The sequence below is a fragment of the Serratia sp. MF1(2023) genome, from assembly GCF_030954545.1.
Taxonomy (GTDB): Bacteria; Pseudomonadota; Gammaproteobacteria; order Enterobacterales; family Enterobacteriaceae; genus Serratia; species Serratia sarumanii.
The window spans coordinates 17736-33771 of sequence record NZ_JAVHUX010000034.1 but is presented as its reverse complement, the minus strand read 5'-3'; the positions used below and the strand labels follow the sequence as shown (position 1 = coordinate 33771).

At 59.2% G+C, this 16036-nt stretch carries 12 protein-coding genes; all 12 read left to right on the top strand.

What is annotated here, in order from left to right; genetic code table 11:
• Window positions 1-7 precede the first annotated feature (7 nt).
• The 12 genes from rseP to REA38_RS16260 all read left to right on the top strand — a co-directional run bounded on the left by rseP (window position 8) and on the right by REA38_RS16260 (window position 15949).
• Window positions 8-1363 carry a sigma E protease regulator RseP gene (rseP, locus tag REA38_RS16315; RefSeq protein ID WP_308886256.1) on the top strand — a complete coding sequence of 452 codons (1356 nt, stop codon included), beginning with the start codon at window positions 8-10 and terminating at the stop codon, window positions 1361-1363.
• 35 nt (window positions 1364-1398) lie between these two features.
• Entirely contained in the window at window positions 1399-3825 is a 2427-nt protein-coding gene (bamA, locus tag REA38_RS16310; RefSeq protein ID WP_033649807.1) for an outer membrane protein assembly factor BamA, read from the top strand.
• A gap of 156 nt (window positions 3826-3981) precedes the next feature.
• Window positions 3982-4479 carry a molecular chaperone Skp gene (skp, locus tag REA38_RS16305; protein ID WP_004931958.1) on the top strand — a complete coding sequence of 166 codons (498 nt, stop codon included), beginning with the start codon at window positions 3982-3984 and terminating at the stop codon, window positions 4477-4479.
• A 3-nt stretch (window positions 4480-4482) separates the two neighbouring features.
• On the top strand, window positions 4483-5505 hold the full coding sequence (lpxD, locus tag REA38_RS16300) for a UDP-3-O-(3-hydroxymyristoyl)glucosamine N-acyltransferase (RefSeq protein ID WP_033635735.1): 1023 nt from the start codon (window positions 4483-4485) through the stop codon (window positions 5503-5505).
• 160 nt (window positions 5506-5665) lie between these two features.
• Complete coding sequence (gene fabZ / locus REA38_RS16295; RefSeq protein ID WP_004931962.1) at window positions 5666-6121, top strand: 3-hydroxyacyl-ACP dehydratase FabZ; 456 nt, start codon at window positions 5666-5668, stop codon at window positions 6119-6121.
• A gap of 3 nt (window positions 6122-6124) precedes the next feature.
• A complete protein-coding gene (gene lpxA / locus REA38_RS16290) occupies window positions 6125-6913 on the top strand; it encodes an acyl-ACP--UDP-N-acetylglucosamine O-acyltransferase (protein ID WP_004931964.1) in 789 nt (262 codons plus the stop codon).
• A gap of 3 nt (window positions 6914-6916) precedes the next feature.
• Complete coding sequence (lpxB, locus tag REA38_RS16285) at window positions 6917-8065, top strand: lipid-A-disaccharide synthase (protein WP_033635734.1); 1149 nt, start codon at window positions 6917-6919, stop codon at window positions 8063-8065.
• Complete coding sequence (gene rnhB / locus REA38_RS16280) at window positions 8062-8655, top strand: ribonuclease HII (RefSeq protein WP_033635733.1); 594 nt, start codon at window positions 8062-8064, stop codon at window positions 8653-8655. The genes lpxB and rnhB overlap by 4 nt, the downstream gene beginning before the upstream one ends.
• An 82-nt stretch (window positions 8656-8737) precedes the next feature.
• Complete coding sequence (gene dnaE, locus REA38_RS16275; RefSeq protein ID WP_308886243.1) at window positions 8738-12226, top strand: DNA polymerase III subunit alpha; 3489 nt, start codon at window positions 8738-8740, stop codon at window positions 12224-12226.
• Window positions 12227-12238: 12 nt separating this feature from the next.
• A complete protein-coding gene (gene accA, locus REA38_RS16270; protein WP_004931972.1) occupies window positions 12239-13198 on the top strand; it encodes an acetyl-CoA carboxylase carboxyl transferase subunit alpha in 960 nt (319 codons plus the stop codon).
• A gap of 111 nt (window positions 13199-13309) precedes the next feature.
• The gene (locus tag REA38_RS16265) at window positions 13310-15454 is read left to right on the top strand and encodes a lysine decarboxylase LdcC (protein ID WP_060431013.1); all 2145 of its coding nucleotides are present in this window, start codon (window positions 13310-13312) and stop codon (window positions 15452-15454) included.
• Between the two features lie 105 nt (window positions 15455-15559).
• Complete coding sequence (locus tag REA38_RS16260; RefSeq protein WP_033655316.1) at window positions 15560-15949, top strand: VOC family protein; 390 nt, start codon at window positions 15560-15562, stop codon at window positions 15947-15949.
• Window positions 15950-16036 lie beyond the last annotated feature (87 nt).

Below are 16036 nucleotides of genomic sequence, written 5' to 3'. Positions count from 1 at the left end.
AGGGATGATGGTCAGCGTGCTTTGGAACCTGGTGGCGTTTCTGATTGCGCTCGGTATTTTGATCACCGTGCACGAGTTCGGACACTTTTGGGTTGCCCGCCGTTGCGGCGTGCGCGTTGAACGCTTCTCCATCGGCTTCGGCCGGGCGCTGTGGCGCCGCACCGATCGCCAGGGCACCGAGTACGTCATCGCCTTGATTCCGCTCGGCGGCTACGTGAAGATGCTGGACGAGCGCGTGGAGTCGGTGGCGCCGGAAATGCGCCATCAGGCCTTCAACAACAAAACCGTCTGGCAGCGCGCGGCCATCATCAGCGCCGGCCCCATCGCCAACTTCCTGTTTGCTATCCTTGCCTATTGGCTGGTGTTCATCATCGGCGTGCCGAGTTTCCGTCCGGTGATCGGCGAAATCGCGCCGCAATCCATTGCCGCCAAGGCCGAAATTTCGTCTGGCATGGAACTAAAGTCGGTTGACGGCATCGAAACGCCTGATTGGGAATCAGTTCGTCTGGCGCTGGTGGCGAAGATTGGCGATGCGCAAACCGAAGTCGGCGTCGCGCCGTTCGGCTCTTCGCAGGTGGTGACCAAAACCCTGGATTTGCGCCAGTGGAACTTTGAACCGGACAAGCAGGATCCCGTTGTCGCGCTGGGCATTATGCCGCGCGGCCCGCAGATAGAATCCGTGTTGGCGGAAGTGCAGCCTAACTCGGCGGCGCAAAAGGCGGGTTTACAAGCGGGGGACAGGATCGTTAAAGTCGATGGTCAGCCGTTGGGTCGTTGGCAGACGCTGGTGAAGCGTATCCACGATGGCCCGGGGCAACCGCTGGCTTTGGAGATTGAAAGAAACGGCGCCCCCTTGTCTTTGACGCTGATACCGGATACAAAGCCGGTGGGAAAAGACAAATCGGTGGGGTTTGCAGGCATCATTCCAAAGGTGCTGCCGCTGCCGGACGAGTATAAAACGATTCGCCAGTATGGACCGTTCCCGGCGCTGTATCAGGCCGGCGACAAGACCTGGCAGCTGATGTGGCTGACGGTCAACATGCTGGGCAAATTAATAACCGGTGATGTAAAGCTGAACAACCTGAGTGGCCCGATCTCGATTGCACAGGGAGCAGGGGCGTCAGCCGGAGTCGGGTTCGTGTATTATCTGATGTTCCTGGCGTTGATTAGCGTCAACCTGGGTATCATCAACCTGTTCCCATTACCGGTGTTAGATGGTGGGCATCTCCTCTTCCTGGCGATAGAAAAGCTGAAGGGTGGGCCGGTTTCCGAGCGAGTACAGGACTACAGCTACCGCATAGGTTCGATCGTGCTGGTGTTGTTGATGGGTCTTGCACTTTTCAATGATTTTTCCCGCCTCTAGGGGCGGGGATAGGTTAGGAAGAACGCATAACAACGATGGCGATGAAAAAGTTGCTCATAGCGTCGCTGCTGTTTGGCAGCGCCACCGTATACGGTGCAGACGGGTTCGTAGTGAAAGATATTCATTTCGAAGGCCTGCAGCGAGTCGCCGTCGGTGCGGCGTTACTCAACATGCCGGTTCGCGTCGGCGATACCGTCACTGACGATGACATCAGTAATACCATCCGTGCCTTGTTTGCCACCGGCAACTTCGAGGACGTGCGCGTACTGCGCGATGGTAATACCTTGATCGTGCAGGTGAAGGAACGTCCTACCATCGCCAGCATCACTTTCTCCGGCAACAAGTCGGTGAAGGATGACATGCTCAAGCAGAACCTGGAAGCCTCCGGCGTCCGGGTGGGCGAGGCGCTCGACCGCACCACGATCTCCAGCATTGAAAAAGGGCTGGAAGACTTCTACTACAGCGTCGGTAAATACAGCGCCTCGGTGAAAGCCGTAGTCACGCCGCTGCCGCGCAACCGTGTCGACCTGAAACTGGTGTTCACGGAAGGGGTCTCCGCCAAGATTCAACAAATCAACATCGTCGGCAACCATGCCTTCACCAACGACGAACTGATCTCGCGCTTCCAGCTGCGTGACGAAGTGCCGTGGTGGAACCTGGTCGGCGATCGCAAATACCAGAAGCAGAAACTGGCGGGCGATCTCGAAACCCTGCGCAGCTTCTATCTGGATCGCGGCTATGCCCGCTTCAACATCGATTCTACCCAGGTGAGCCTGACGCCGGATAAAAAAGGCATCTACATCACCATCAACATCACCGAAGGCGATCAGTACAAGCTTTCCGATGTTGTCGTGAACGGCAACCTGGCCGGCCACTCGGCGGAAGTCGCTCAGATCACCAAAATCGAACCGGGCGAGCTGTACAACGGCAGCAAGGTGACCAAAATGGAAGACAACATCAAAACGATGTTGGGCCGTTATGGTTACGCTTACCCGCGCGTCGGCACTCAGCCTGAGATCAACGACGCGGATAAAACCGTCAAACTGCACGTCAACGTCGACGCGGGCAACCGCTTCTACGTGCGTCGCATCAAGTTCGAAGGCAACGATACCAGCAAGGATTCCGTACTGCGTCGCGAAATGCGCCAGATGGAAGGCGCCTGGCTCGGCAACGAGCAGGTCGAGCAGGGTAAGGAGCGTCTGAACCGTCTGGGCTACTTCGAAACGGTTGACGTGGAAACCCAGCGCGTGCCGGGCACCGCCGATCAGGTCGACGTCACCTACAAGGTGAAAGAGCGCAACACCGGTACCTTCAACTTCGGCGTCGGTTACGGCACCGAGAGCGGCGTCAGCTTCCAGGCGGGCGTGCAGCAGGATAACTGGTTGGGTACCGGCTACTCGGTGGGCATCAGCGGCACCAAGAACGACTACCAGACCTATACGGAACTGTCGGTCACCAACCCGTACTTCACCGTTGACGGTGTGAGCCTGGGCGGCCGCATCTTCTACAACGACTTTAAGGCGGATGACGCGGATCTGTCGGACTATACCAACAAGAGTTACGGTATCGACGGCACGCTGGGCTTCCCGATCAACGAAAACAACTCGTTGCGTACCGGCCTGGGCTACGTCCACAACGGCCTGTCGAACATGCAGCCGCAGATCGCCATGTGGCGTTACCTCGACTCGATGGGGGTGGATGCGAACAAGACCGACCGCGCCAGCTACTCGACGGACGACTTTACGCTGAACCTGGGTTGGACCTACAACAACCTGGACCGCGGCTACTTCCCGACGTCGGGTAACCGCACCACGTTGAACGGCAAGGTCACCATTCCGGGCTCGGACAACGAATACTACAAGGTGACGCTGGACAGCGTACAGTACGTGCCGATCAACGACGATCGCACCTGGGTGCTGTTGGGCCGTGGCCGTCTGGGTTACGCGGATGGCTTGGGCGGCAAGGAAATGCCGTTCTACGAGAACTTCTACGCCGGTGGTTCTAGCACCGTGCGTGGCTTCCAGTCCAACACCATTGGTCCGAAGGCGGTGTACTACAATTCCAACTCGTACCAGTGTCAGTTCAACGCCGGCAGCACGACCACGCGTCAGAACATCTGTAGCTCGGATGACGCGGTGGGCGGTAACGCCATGGCGGTCGCCAGCCTGGAGCTGATCACCCCGACGCCGTTCATCAGCGAGAAATACGCCAACTCGGTGCGGACGTCGCTGTTCATCGATGCCGGTACCGTGTGGGATACCAAGTGGAAGAATACCGACGAAACGCTGATGTACGGCGTGCCGGACTACAGCAAGGCCAGCAATATTCGTTCTTCCGCCGGTATCGCGCTGCAGTGGATGTCGCCGCTGGGGCCATTGGTGTTCTCTTACGCCAACCCGATCAAGAAATACGAAGGCGACAAGTCCGAACAGTTCCAGTTTAACATCGGTAAGACCTGGTAACGGGTCTCGCCTCTGGGCATAAAAGTTATTAAGAATCGCAATGGCCAGGCGCCCGCCGGCAGAGGGAGATGATTCTCATTGTTTGGTGGGATAAGTCTGGCAAATTGTGTACTTCAGTGTCATATGACACAAATGGGTGATGGTAAGGAGTTTATAGTGAAAAAGTGGTTGTGTGCCGCAGGCCTCGGTTTAGCAATGGCTGCTTCAGCTGGCGTTCAGGCAGCAGATAAGATCGCTGTCGTTAACGTCTCCAGCATTTTCCAACAGCTGCCGGCCCGCGAAGCGGTCGCTAAACAGCTGGAAAACGAGTTTAAAGGCCGTGCAAGCGAACTCCAGAACATGGAACGTAGCCTGCAGACCAAAATGCAACGTCTGCAGCGTGACGGCGCTACCATGAAAGCCAGCGATCGCAGCAAGTTGGAAAAAGACGTGATGGCGCAGCGCGAGCAGTTCTCTCAGAAAGCCCAGGCTTTCGAGCAGGACAACCGTCGTCGCCAGATGGAAGAGCGTAACAAGATCCTGAGCCGCATTCAGGACGCGGTGAAATCTGTCGCCAGCAAAGGCGGTTATGACGTGGTGATCGACGCCAACGCCGTTGCCTATGCAGACTCTTCCAAAGATATCACTGCTGACGTGCTGAAACAGGTTAAATAACACATGCTTTCAATTCGACTGGCTGATTTAGCGCAGCAGTTGGATGCACAATTGCACGGTGATGGCGATCTCGTCATCACCGGCATTGCTTCTATGCATTCGGCACAGCCTGGCCAAATCACGTTTTTGTCAAACAGCCGCTATCAAGAGCAGCTGTCTTCCTGCCAGGCAAGCGCCGTGGTGCTTACCGAAGCGGATTTACCACACTGCCGTACTGCGGCGCTGGTGGTTAAAAACCCTTACCTGACCTACGCGCGCATGGCGCAGCTGATGGACACCACGCCGGCGCCGGCGCAGGATATTGCGCCAAGCGCGGTTGTCTCGCCTGAAGCGCAACTGGGGCAGAACGTCGCCATTGGGGCGAACGCGGTGATTGAGTCGGGGGCGGTGCTTGGCGATAACGTGGTTATCGGCCCGGGCTGCTTCATCGGCAAACACGCACGCATCGGCGCGGGAACGCGTCTGTGGGCGAACGTCACGATTTATCATGCGGTTGAAATCGGCCAGCGCTGCCTGATCCAGTCCGGCACCGTGATCGGCGCGGACGGTTTCGGCTATGCCAATGAGCGCGGCGAGTGGATCAAAATCCCTCAGTTGGGCACGGTGATTATCGGCGATCGCGTCGAAATCGGCGCCTGCACCACCATCGACCGCGGCGCTTTGGATAACACCCAAATCGGGAATGGTGTTATCATCGACAACCAATGCCAGATTGCACATAACGTCGTGATTGGCGACAATACCGCCGTCGCCGGCGGTGTGATCATGGCCGGCAGCCTGAAAATCGGCCGCTACTGCCAGATCGGCGGTGCCAGCGTGATCAACGGTCACATGGAAATTGCCGACAAGGTTGTTGTTACCGGAATGGGAATGGTTATGCGACCAATCACCGAACCTGGGGTATACTCTTCGGGCATTCCGTTGCAGCCTAACAAGGTTTGGCGTAAAACCGCTGCGTTGGTGATGAATATCGATGAGATCAGCAAACGCTTGAAAGCTGTCGAACGTAAAGTCGGAAAAGACTAATCATTGCCGCCCGCCTTCGCGGGTACAAAACGAAACGCGTTGGTCGTGAGACCAAAAGCGCAAAGAGATGTTAATTTGCGGCCTGCATAATGATCTCCTTTTGGGGTCAGCGCAGGCCGTGTTGTTGATGCCATCAGTTTTTAGAGACAGGAAGAGTATTTTGACTACTGACACTCATACTCTGGATATTGCAGAAATTTTGGATCTGCTTCCTCACCGTTACCCGTTCTTGCTGGTCGACCGCGTCCTCGAGTTTGAAGAGCACAAATATCTGCGTGCGGTGAAGAACGTATCGGTGAACGAACCGTTTTTCCAGGGCCACTTCCCTGGCAAACCGATTTTCCCAGGCGTATTGATTCTGGAAGCCATGGCGCAGGCCACCGGTATCCTGGCGTTTAAAAGCGTCGGCAAACTGGAGCCGGGCGAGCTGTATTACTTCGCCGGTATCGACGAAGCACGCTTCAAACGCCCTGTGGTGCCAGGCGATCAGATGGTCATGGAAGTCACCTTCGAGAAAACTCGCCGCGGCCTGACTCGCTTCAAAGGCGTGGCGACCGTTGACGGTAAAATTGTCTGCGAAGCAACCATGATGTGTGCCCGCAGCCGGGAGGCTTAATCCGTGATTGACCAAACCGCCTTTATCCATCCTAGCGCGATAGTCGAAGAAGGCGCCGTGATCGGCGCCAACGTGCATATCGGCCCTTTCTGCTACGTCGGCTCCCAAGTGGAAATCGGCGCCGGCACGGTGCTGAAATCCCACGTGGTGGTGAACGGCATTACTAAGATTGGCTGCGATAACCAGATTTATCAGTTCGCTTCCATCGGTGAAGTGAACCAGGATCTGAAATACGCGGGCGAACCGACGCGCGTTGAAGTGGGCGATCGCAACCGCATCCGCGAAAGCGTGACCATTCACCGCGGCACCGCGCAGGGCACCGGCCTGACCAAAGTGGGCAATGACAACCTGCTGATGGTCAACGTGCACGTCGCTCACGACTGCGTGGTCGGCAACGCTTGCGTGCTGGCCAACAACGCCACGCTGGCGGGGCATGTGGAAATCGACGATCACGCCATTATCGGCGGCATGACGGCGATCCACCAGTTCTGCATTATCGGCGCGCATGTGATGGTAGGCGGTTGTTCCGGCGTCGCTCAGGACGTGCCTCCCTTCGTCATCGCTCAGGGTAACCACGCGACGCCGTTCGGCGTCAACGCGGTCGGCCTGAAGCGTCGCGGTTTTGACAAGGATGAAATGCAGGCGATCCGCAACGCCTACAAGATCCTGTATCGCAGCGAGAAAACGCTGGATGAAGCGAAAGCGGAAATCGAAGCCCTGGCCAAAGAACAGCCGGTGGTGCAGCAATACCTCGATTTCTTTACCCGTTCCACCCGCGGTATCATTCGCTGAGTTATGTCGAATCGTCCATTGACTATCGGATTGGTCGCCGGAGAAACCTCCGGTGACATTCTCGGCGCCGGTTTGATCCGCGCGCTCAAGGCGCAGATCCCCGACGCGCGTTTTGTTGGCGTCGCCGGCCCGCTGATGCAGGCCGAAGGCTGTGAAGCCTGGTACGAAATGGAAGAGCTGGCGGTAATGGGCGTGGTGGAAGTGCTCGAGCGTTTGCCACGCCTGTTGAAGATCCGCAAGGATCTTACCCGCCGCTTCGGCGAGCTGCGGCCGGACGTGTTTGTCGGCATCGACGCGCCGGACTTCAACATCACGCTGGAAGGCCGCCTCAAGCAGCGCGGTATCCGTACCATTCACTACGTCAGCCCTTCCGTGTGGGCCTGGCGGCAAAAGCGCGTTTTCAAAATTGGCAAAGCCACCGATCTGGTGCTGGCCTTTCTCCCTTTCGAAAAAGCGTTTTACGATCGTTTCAACGTGCCCTGCCGGTTTATCGGCCACACCATGGCGGACGCCATGCCGTTGCAGCCCGATCGGCTGGCGGCGCGCGCTCAGCTTGGCATCGATCCGCAGGCGCGCTGTCTGGCGTTGCTGCCGGGCAGCCGCGGCGCCGAAGTCGAGATGCTGAGCGCCGACTTCCTCAAGACCGCGCAGCTGCTGCGCACCCGTTATCCCGAGCTGGAAGTGGTGGTGCCGCTGGTCAACGCCAAACGGCGCGAGCAGTTTGAGCGCATCAAGGCGGAAGTGGCGCCGGATCTGACCGTACACCTGCTGAACGGTCAGGGGCGCGAGGCGATGATCGCCAGCGACGCGGCGCTGCTGGCATCCGGCACAGCGGCGCTGGAGTGCATGCTGGCCAAGTGCCCGATGGTGGTGGGCTATCGCATGAAGCCGTTCACTTTCTGGCTGGCGCAGAAGCTGGTGAAAACGCCTTACGTTTCGCTGCCGAATCTGCTGGCGGGGCGGGAGATCGTTACCGAGCTGCTGCAGCATGACTGCGTGCCGGACAAACTGGCCGCCGCCGTGATGCCGCTGCTGGAAGAGAGCCCGCAAACCGAAGCGCTGAAACAGACTTTCCTTACCTTGCACCAAAGCATCCGTTGCGGTGCGGACGAACAGGCCGCTCAGGCTGTGTTGGAGCTGGCGAAAGCATGATTGAACCCTTTATCTATCCCGCTGCCACGCTGATTGCCGGCGTGGACGAAGTGGGCCGCGGGCCGTTGGTCGGTGCGGTGGTCACCGCCGCCGTGATCCTCGATCCGGCGCAGCCGATCGTCGGGCTGGCGGATTCCAAGAAACTCAGTGAAAAACGCCGCCTGGCGCTGTATGACGAAATCGTCGCCAAGGCGCTCTCCTGGAGCCTGGGGCGCGCCGAGCCGGCAGAAATCGACCAACTGAACATTTTGCACGCCACCATGCTGGCGATGCAGCGCGCGGTGGCCGGGTTGCATATCGCGCCGGACATGGTTTTAATCGACGGTAACCGTTGCCCGAACCTGCCGATGCGTTCGCAGGCGGTGGTGAAGGGCGACAGCCGCGTGGCGGAGATCAGCGCGGCGTCCATTCTGGCGAAGGTCACGCGCGATCGTGAAATGGCCGCGCTGGACAGCGAGTTCCCGGACTACGGTTTCGCGCAGCATAAGGGTTACCCGACCGCCTTCCACCTGGAGCGGCTGGCCGCGCTGGGCGCCACCGAGCATCACCGCCGCAGCTTCGCGCCGGTGAAAAGGGCGCTGGCGCTGTAGCCTGCGGGCCTGGTTGACCAGGCCCGACGATAGCATTAACCCGGGTTCAGCCTGCTGAGCCCCTTCAATCAGGTATCTGGAGATGGCCGAACCTCGTTTTATTCACCTGCGCGTCCACAGTGACTACTCCATGATTGATGGATTGGCCAAGACGGCACCGCTGGTGAAAAGAGCCGCCGCGTTAGCCATGCCTGCTCTGGCAATCACCGATTTCACCAACCTGTGTGGATTGGTGAAGTTCTACGGCAGCGCGCACGGCGCCGGGATCAAACCGATCATCGGCGCGGATTTCCATGTGCAAAGCGAAGAGCTGGGCGACGAGCTGGCTCAGCTGACGGTGCTGGCCAGCAACAACGAAGGCTACCAGAACCTGACGCTGCTGATTTCCCGCGCCTATCAGCGCGGCTACGGCGCCGCCGGCCCGATCATCGATCGCGACTGGCTGATTGAACATCGCGAAGGGCTGATTCTGCTCTCCGGCGCGCGTCAGGGCGACGTCGGCAAGTTTCTGCTGCGCGGCAACCAGGCGCAGGTGGATCAGTGTCTGGACTTCTACCAGCAGCACTTCCCGGACTGTTACTACCTGGAACTGATCCGCACCGGCCGCCCGGACGAAGAGAACTACCTGCATGCGGCGGTGGCGCTGGCCACCGAGCGCGGTTTGCCGGTGGTGGCCACCAACGACGTGCGCTTCCTGGTGGAAGATGACTTCGACGCCCATGAAATTCGCGTCGCCATCCACGACGGCTTTACGCTGGACGATCCCAAGCGGCCGCGCAACTACAGCCCGCAGCAATACATGCGCAGCGAAGACGAGATGTGCGAGCTGTTCGCCGACATCCCCGAAGCGCTGCTGAACAGCGTCGAAATCGCCAAGCGCTGCAACGTCACCATTCGCCTCGGCGAATACTTCCTGCCGCAGTTCCCGACCGGCGACATGAGCACCGAGGACTTCCTGGTACTCAAATCGAAAGAGGGGCTGGAAGAGCGTCTCGAGTTCCTGTTCCCCGATCCTGAAGTGCGCGCGCAGCGCCGCCCGGAATACGACGAGCGTCTGGACGTCGAGCTGAAGGTGATCAACCAGATGGGGTTCCCCGGCTACTTCCTGATCGTGATGGAGTTTATCCAGTGGTCGAAGGACAACAACGTGCCGGTGGGCCCGGGGCGCGGTTCCGGCGCCGGTTCGCTGGTGGCCTATGCGTTGAAAATCACCGACCTCGATCCGCTGGAGTTCGACCTGCTGTTCGAACGTTTCCTGAACCCGGAACGTGTCTCGATGCCCGACTTCGACGTCGACTTCTGCATGGAGAAGCGCGATCAGGTAATTGAGCACGTGGCGGAGATGTACGGCCGCGAAGCGGTATCGCAGATCATCACCTTCGGCACCATGGCGGCGAAAGCGGTTATCCGCGACGTGGGCCGCGTGCTGGGGCACCCGTACGGCTTCGTCGATCGCATCTCCAAGCTGGTGCCGCCGGATCCGGGCATGACGCTGGAAAAAGCCTTCGCTGCCGAACCGCAGCTGCCGGAAATTTACGAGGCAGACGAAGAGGTCAAGGCGCTGATCGACATGGCGCGCAAGCTGGAAGGGGTGACGCGTAACGCCGGTAAACACGCCGGGGGCGTGGTGATAGCGCCGACCAAAATCACCGACTTCGCGCCGCTGTACTGCGACGCCGAAGGGCAGCACCCGGTGACCCAGTTCGATAAGAACGACGTGGAATACGCCGGGCTGGTGAAGTTCGACTTCCTCGGTCTGCGCACCCTGACCATCATCGACTGGGCGCTGGAGATGATCAACGCCCGGCGCGCCAAGACCGGGCTGGAGCCGATCGACATCGCCGCCATTCCGCTCGACGACAAGAAAAGCTTCGACATGCTGCAGCGCTCGGAAACCACGGCGGTGTTCCAGCTTGAATCGCGCGGCATGAAAGACCTGATCAAACGTCTGAAGCCCGACTGCTTCGAAGACATGATCGCACTGGTGGCGCTGTTCCGTCCGGGGCCGCTGCAGTCGGGGATGGTGGATAACTTCATCGACCGCAAGCACGGCCGCGAAGAGATCTCCTACCCGGACATCCAGTGGCAGCACGAGTCGCTCAAGCCGGTGCTGGAACCCACCTATGGCATCATCCTGTATCAGGAACAGGTGATGCAGATTGCCCAGGTGCTGGCGGGCTATACGCTGGGCGGCGCGGACATGCTGCGCCGTGCGATGGGTAAAAAGAACCCGGTCGAGATGGCCAAGCAGCGCGGCGGCTTTGAAGATGGCGCCAAAGCGCGCGGCATCGACGGCGAACTGTCGGTGAAAATCTTCGACCTGGTGGAGAAATTCGCCGGATACGGCTTCAACAAATCGCACTCCGCCGCCTATGCGCTGGTGTCGTATCAGACGCTGTGGCTGAAAGCGCACTACCCGGCCGAGTTTATGGCGGCGGTGATGACCGCCGATATGGACAACACCGATAAGGTGGTGGGGCTGGTGGACGAATGCTGGCGCATGGGGCTGAAGATCCTGCCGCCGGACATCAACAGCGGCCTGTATCACTTCCACGTCAACGACGACGGCGAGATCGTTTACGGCATAGGCGCCATCAAGGGCGTGGGGGAAGGGCCGATCGAAGCCATCATCGAGGCGCGCAACAGCGGCGAGCAGGGTTACTTCAAAGACCTGTTCGATCTCTGCGCGCGCTCAGACATCAAGAAACTGAACCGCCGCATTCTGGAAAAACTGATCATGTCCGGCGCGTTCGATCGCCTCGGGCCGCACCGCGCCGCGCTGATGAATTCGCTCGGCGACGCGTTGAAAGCGGCGGATCAGCATGCGAAAGCCGAAGCGCTCGGCCAGGTGGATATGTTTGGCGTGCTGGCGGAAGCGCCGGAGCAGGTGGAGCAATCCTACGCCAATATCGCGCCCTGGCCGGAGCAGGTGGTGCTGGACGGTGAACGGGAGACGCTGGGGCTGTACCTGACCGGCCACCCGATCACCCAGTACCTGAAGGAGATCGAACGTTACGCCGGTGGCCAGCGTTTGAAAGACATGCACCCGACGGATCGGGGCAAAATGACCACCGCCGTCGGGCTGGTGGTCGCCGCGCGGGTGATGGTGACCAAGCGCGGCAACCGCATCGGCATCTGTACATTGGATGACCGTTCGGGCCGCCTGGAAGTGATGTTATTCACCGAAGCGTTAGAAAAATACCAGCATTTGTTGGAAAAAGACCGTATCCTTATCGCCAGTGGACAGGTCAGCTTTGATGACTTTAGCGGCGGGCTTAAAATGATGGCCCGCGAGGTAATGGACATCAGTGAAGCCCGGGAAAAATACGCTCGCGGGCTTGCTATCTCGCTGACTGACAGGCAAATTGATGACCAGCTTTTGAACCGTCTCCGTCAGTCGTTGGAACCCCATCGCTCGGGGACGATTCCAGTGCATCTCTACTATCAACGGGAAGATGCGCGAGCCAAGCTGCGTTTTGGCGCAACCTGGCGCGTGACGCCCACCGACCGCTTGTTGATCGACTTGCGGACGTTGGTAGGCAATGAGCAGGTGGACTTGGAATTTGACTAAAATAGGAATGCTATGAGTCTGAATTTTCTTGATTTTGAACAGCCGATTGCAGAGCTGGAAGCGAAAATTGACTCGCTGACTGCAGTCAGCCGTCAAGACGAAAAATTAGATATTAATCTGGACGAAGAGGTTCAGCGCCTGCGTGAAAAGAGCGTTGAGCTGACGCGCAAGATTTTTGCCGATCTTGGGGCCTGGCAGATTGCCCAATTGGCACGCCACCCGCGCCGTCCTTATACCCTGGATTATATCAAACACATCTTTACCGACTTCGAAGAGTTGGCGGGCGATCGCGCTTACGCCGACGACAAAGCGATCGTCGGCGGTATTGCGCGCCTGGATGGCCGCCCGGTGATGATCATCGGGCACCAGAAAGGCCGTGAAACCAAAGAGAAGATCCGCCGCAACTTCGGCATGCCGGCGCCGGAAGGCTACCGCAAGGCGCTGCGCCTGATGGAAATGGCCGCGCGCTTCAAGATGCCGATCATCACCTTTATCGATACCCCGGGCGCTTATCCGGGCGTGGGCGCGGAAGAGCGCGGCCAGTCCGAAGCCATCGCGCGCAACCTGCGTGAGATGTCGCGCCTGAACGTGCCGGTCATCTGCACCGTCATCGGCGAAGGCGGCTCCGGCGGCGCGCTGGCGATCGGCGTGGGCGATAAGGTGAACATGCTGCAGTACAGCACCTACTCGGTGATTTCGCCGGAAGGCTGTGCCTCTATCCTGTGGAAGAGCGCCGATAAGGCGCCGCTGGCCGCAGAAGCGATGGGCATCACCGCGCCGCGCCTGAAAGAGCTGAAGCTGATCGACTCGGTGATCCCGGAGCCGCTGGGTTCCGCGCACCGCGACGTGCCGGCAATGGCCGCCGCGCTGAAAGCGCAGCTGCTGGCCGATCTGAAAGATCTGGACGGCCTGAACGACGAAGAGTTGCTCAACCGCCGCTATCAGCGTCTGATGAACTACGGCTACTGCTGAGTTCTGTGCTTCGCTGCAAGAAACCGCCTCCGGGCGGTTTTTTTTTGGCTACACACCACCGGATTTTCGTGGTGTTATAGAGACTTGGCCGTTAACTGACAGGAGCTGCCGATGAATATCATCGCCATCATGGGCCCGACGGGCGTCTACTACAAAGATGAGCCGATCCGCGAGCTCCACGCGGCGCTGGCCGCCATGGGATTCCAGCTGGTGTACCCCAAAAACAGCGGTGATCTGCTGAAGCTGATCGAAGCCAATGCCCGCATTTGCGGGGTGATCTTCGACTGGGACGACTACAGCCTGGAGCTGTGCAGCGAGATCAACGAGCTGAATGAATACCTGCCGCTGTACGCCTTTATCAATACCCATTCCACCTTCGACGTCAGCCTGCATGAAATGCGCATGGTGCTCTATTTCTTCGAGTATGGCCTGAATGCGGCGGACGATATCGCGCAGCGCATCCAGCAGTACACCGCGGAATACATCGATACCATTACGCCGCCGCTGACCAAGGCGCTGTTCAACTATGTGCGCGAAGGGAAGTACACCTTCTGCACGCCGGGCCACATGGCCGGCACCGCGTTTCAAAAAAGCCCGGTGGGCTGCCTGTTCTATGACTTTTTCGGCGCCAATACCCTGAAGGCCGACATCTCGATTTCGGTTACCGAGCTCGGTTCGCTGCTGGATCACACCGGGCCGCACCTGGAGGCCGAAGAGTATATCGCGCGCACCTTCAACGCCGAGCAGAGCTATCTGGTCACCAACGGCACCTCCACCGCCAACAAGATCGTCGGCATGTATTCGGCGCCGGCCGGCAGCACCGTGCTGATCGACCGCAACTGCCACAAATCGCTGTGCCACCTGCTGATGATGAGCGATATCGTGCCGATCTATCTGCGCCCGCTGCGCAACGCCTACGGCATCCTCGGCGGCATTCCGCAGCGCGAGTTCACCCGCGAAAGCATCGCCGCCCGGGTGCAGGAGACCGAGAACGCCACCTGGCCGGTGCATGCGGTGATCACCAATTCCACCTATGACGGCCTGCTGTACAACACCGACTACATCAAGCAGACGCTGGAGGTGCCATCGATCCACTTTGACTCCGCCTGGGTGCCTTACACCAACTTCCATCCGATTTACGACGGCAAGAGCGGCATGAGCGGCGAGCGGGTGCCCGGTAAGGTTTTCTACGAAACCCAGTCGACGCACAAGCTGCTGGCGGCCTTCTCGCAGGCCTCGATGATTCATATCAAGGGCGACTACGACGAGAGCACCTTCAACGAAGCCTACATGATGCACACCACCACCTCGCCGCACTACGGCATCGTGGCGTCGATGGAGACCGCGGCCGCCATGCTGCGCGGCAACCCGGGGCGCCGCTTGATCAACCGCTCGGTGGAGCGCGCGCTGCATTTTCGCCGTGAAGTGCAGCGGCTGCGCGAGGAGAGCGACAGTTGGTTCTTCGACATTTGGCAGCCGGAAGAGATCGATGAGGCGCAATGCTGGCCATTGGATCCGGACGACAACTGGCACGGCTTCGGCCAGACCGATCGCGATCACATGTACCTCGATCCGATCAAGGTGACGATCCTGACGCCGGGCATGAACGAGCTGGGCGCGCTGGAGGAGGAAGGGATCCCGGCGGCGCTGGTGGCGAAGTACCTCGACGAGCGCGGCATCGTGGTGGAGAAGACCGGGCCGTACAACCTGCTGTTCCTGTTCAGCATCGGCATCGACAAAACCAAGGCGATGAGCCTGCTGCGCGGCCTGACCGACTTCAAGCGCGCCTACGATCTCAATCTGCGGGTGAAGAACATGCTGCCGGATCTGTACGCCGAGGATCCGGATTTCTATCGCAACATGCGCATTCAGGATCTGGCCGCCGGCATTCATCGCCTGATCTGCCAGCACGATCTGCCGCGCCTGATGCAGCGGGCGTTCGACGTGCTGCCGGAAATGAAGCTGACGCCGCACCAGATGTTCCAGGAGCAGGTGCGGGGCAACGTGGAAACCTGTGAGCTGGATCAGCTGGTGGGCAAGGTGGCGGCCAATATGATCCTGCCGTATCCGCCGGGCGTGCCGCTGGTGATGCCGGGGGAAATGATTACCGAAGAGAGCCGGGCGGTACTCGATTTTCTGCTGATGTTGTGCTCGATCGGCGAACGTTACCCCGGTTTTGAAACCGACATCCACGGCGCCAGACTGACGGAGGACGGGCGCTATCTGGTGAAGGTGTTGAAAGCCCCACAGCCATAATGCATAACACGCCCGGCGGTTTGGAAAGATATGCCGGGCGTTCCCATTGACGGTATCACCGCCGCCGGATACCTTGCCTCATCAGACCGAACAGGAGAGGCCGCCATGCTGGCGTTACGTCAGGTACACCATATCGCGATCATTGGCGCGGATTACGCCGCCAGCAAGCGTTTTTACTGTGACATTCTCGGATTCACCCTGCTGAGCGAGGTCTACCGCGAGGAGCGCGACTCCTGGAAAGCGGATCTGGCGCTCAACGGGCAATACGCCATCGAGCTGTTTTCTTTCCCTTCGCCGCCGGCTCGCGTCAGCCGCCCGGAGGCCTGCGGCCTGCGCCATTTGGCGTTCAGCGTTGACGACATTGACCAGGCCATCGCCCATCTGCAGGCGGCCGGCGTCGCCTGCGAACCGGTACGCGTCGATCCTTACACCCAATCCCGCTTTACCTTTTTCAGCGATCCCGATGGTTTACCGTTAGAATTATACGAGAGTTAACGGCTTAATCGCCTCCCGGCGGCCACAGCCGGGGGCGGTTATGCTATGATCGCGCCCTTGCCCTACATGCCTACAGAGTTATTTCCG

Bases quoted from the DNA above. Each gene is read 5' to 3' on its own strand.
- rseP (WP_308886256.1), top strand. From the start codon at position 8: ATGGTCAGCGTGCTTTGGAACCTGGTGGCGTTTCTGATTGCGCTCGGT.
- bamA (WP_033649807.1), top strand. From the start codon at position 1,399: ATGGCGATGAAAAAGTTGCTCATAGCGTCGCTGCTGTTTGGCAGCGCC.
- lpxD (WP_033635735.1), top strand. From the start codon at position 4,483: ATGCTTTCAATTCGACTGGCTGATTTAGCGCAGCAGTTGGATGCACAA.
- lpxB (WP_033635734.1), top strand. From the start codon at position 6,917: ATGTCGAATCGTCCATTGACTATCGGATTGGTCGCCGGAGAAACCTCC.
- rnhB (WP_033635733.1), top strand. From the start codon at position 8,062: ATGATTGAACCCTTTATCTATCCCGCTGCCACGCTGATTGCCGGCGTG.
- dnaE (WP_308886243.1), top strand. From the start codon at position 8,738: ATGGCCGAACCTCGTTTTATTCACCTGCGCGTCCACAGTGACTACTCC.
- accA (WP_004931972.1), top strand. From the start codon at position 12,239: ATGAGTCTGAATTTTCTTGATTTTGAACAGCCGATTGCAGAGCTGGAA.
- REA38_RS16265 (WP_060431013.1), top strand. From the start codon at position 13,310: ATGAATATCATCGCCATCATGGGCCCGACGGGCGTCTACTACAAAGAT.
- REA38_RS16260 (WP_033655316.1), top strand. From the start codon at position 15,560: ATGCTGGCGTTACGTCAGGTACACCATATCGCGATCATTGGCGCGGAT.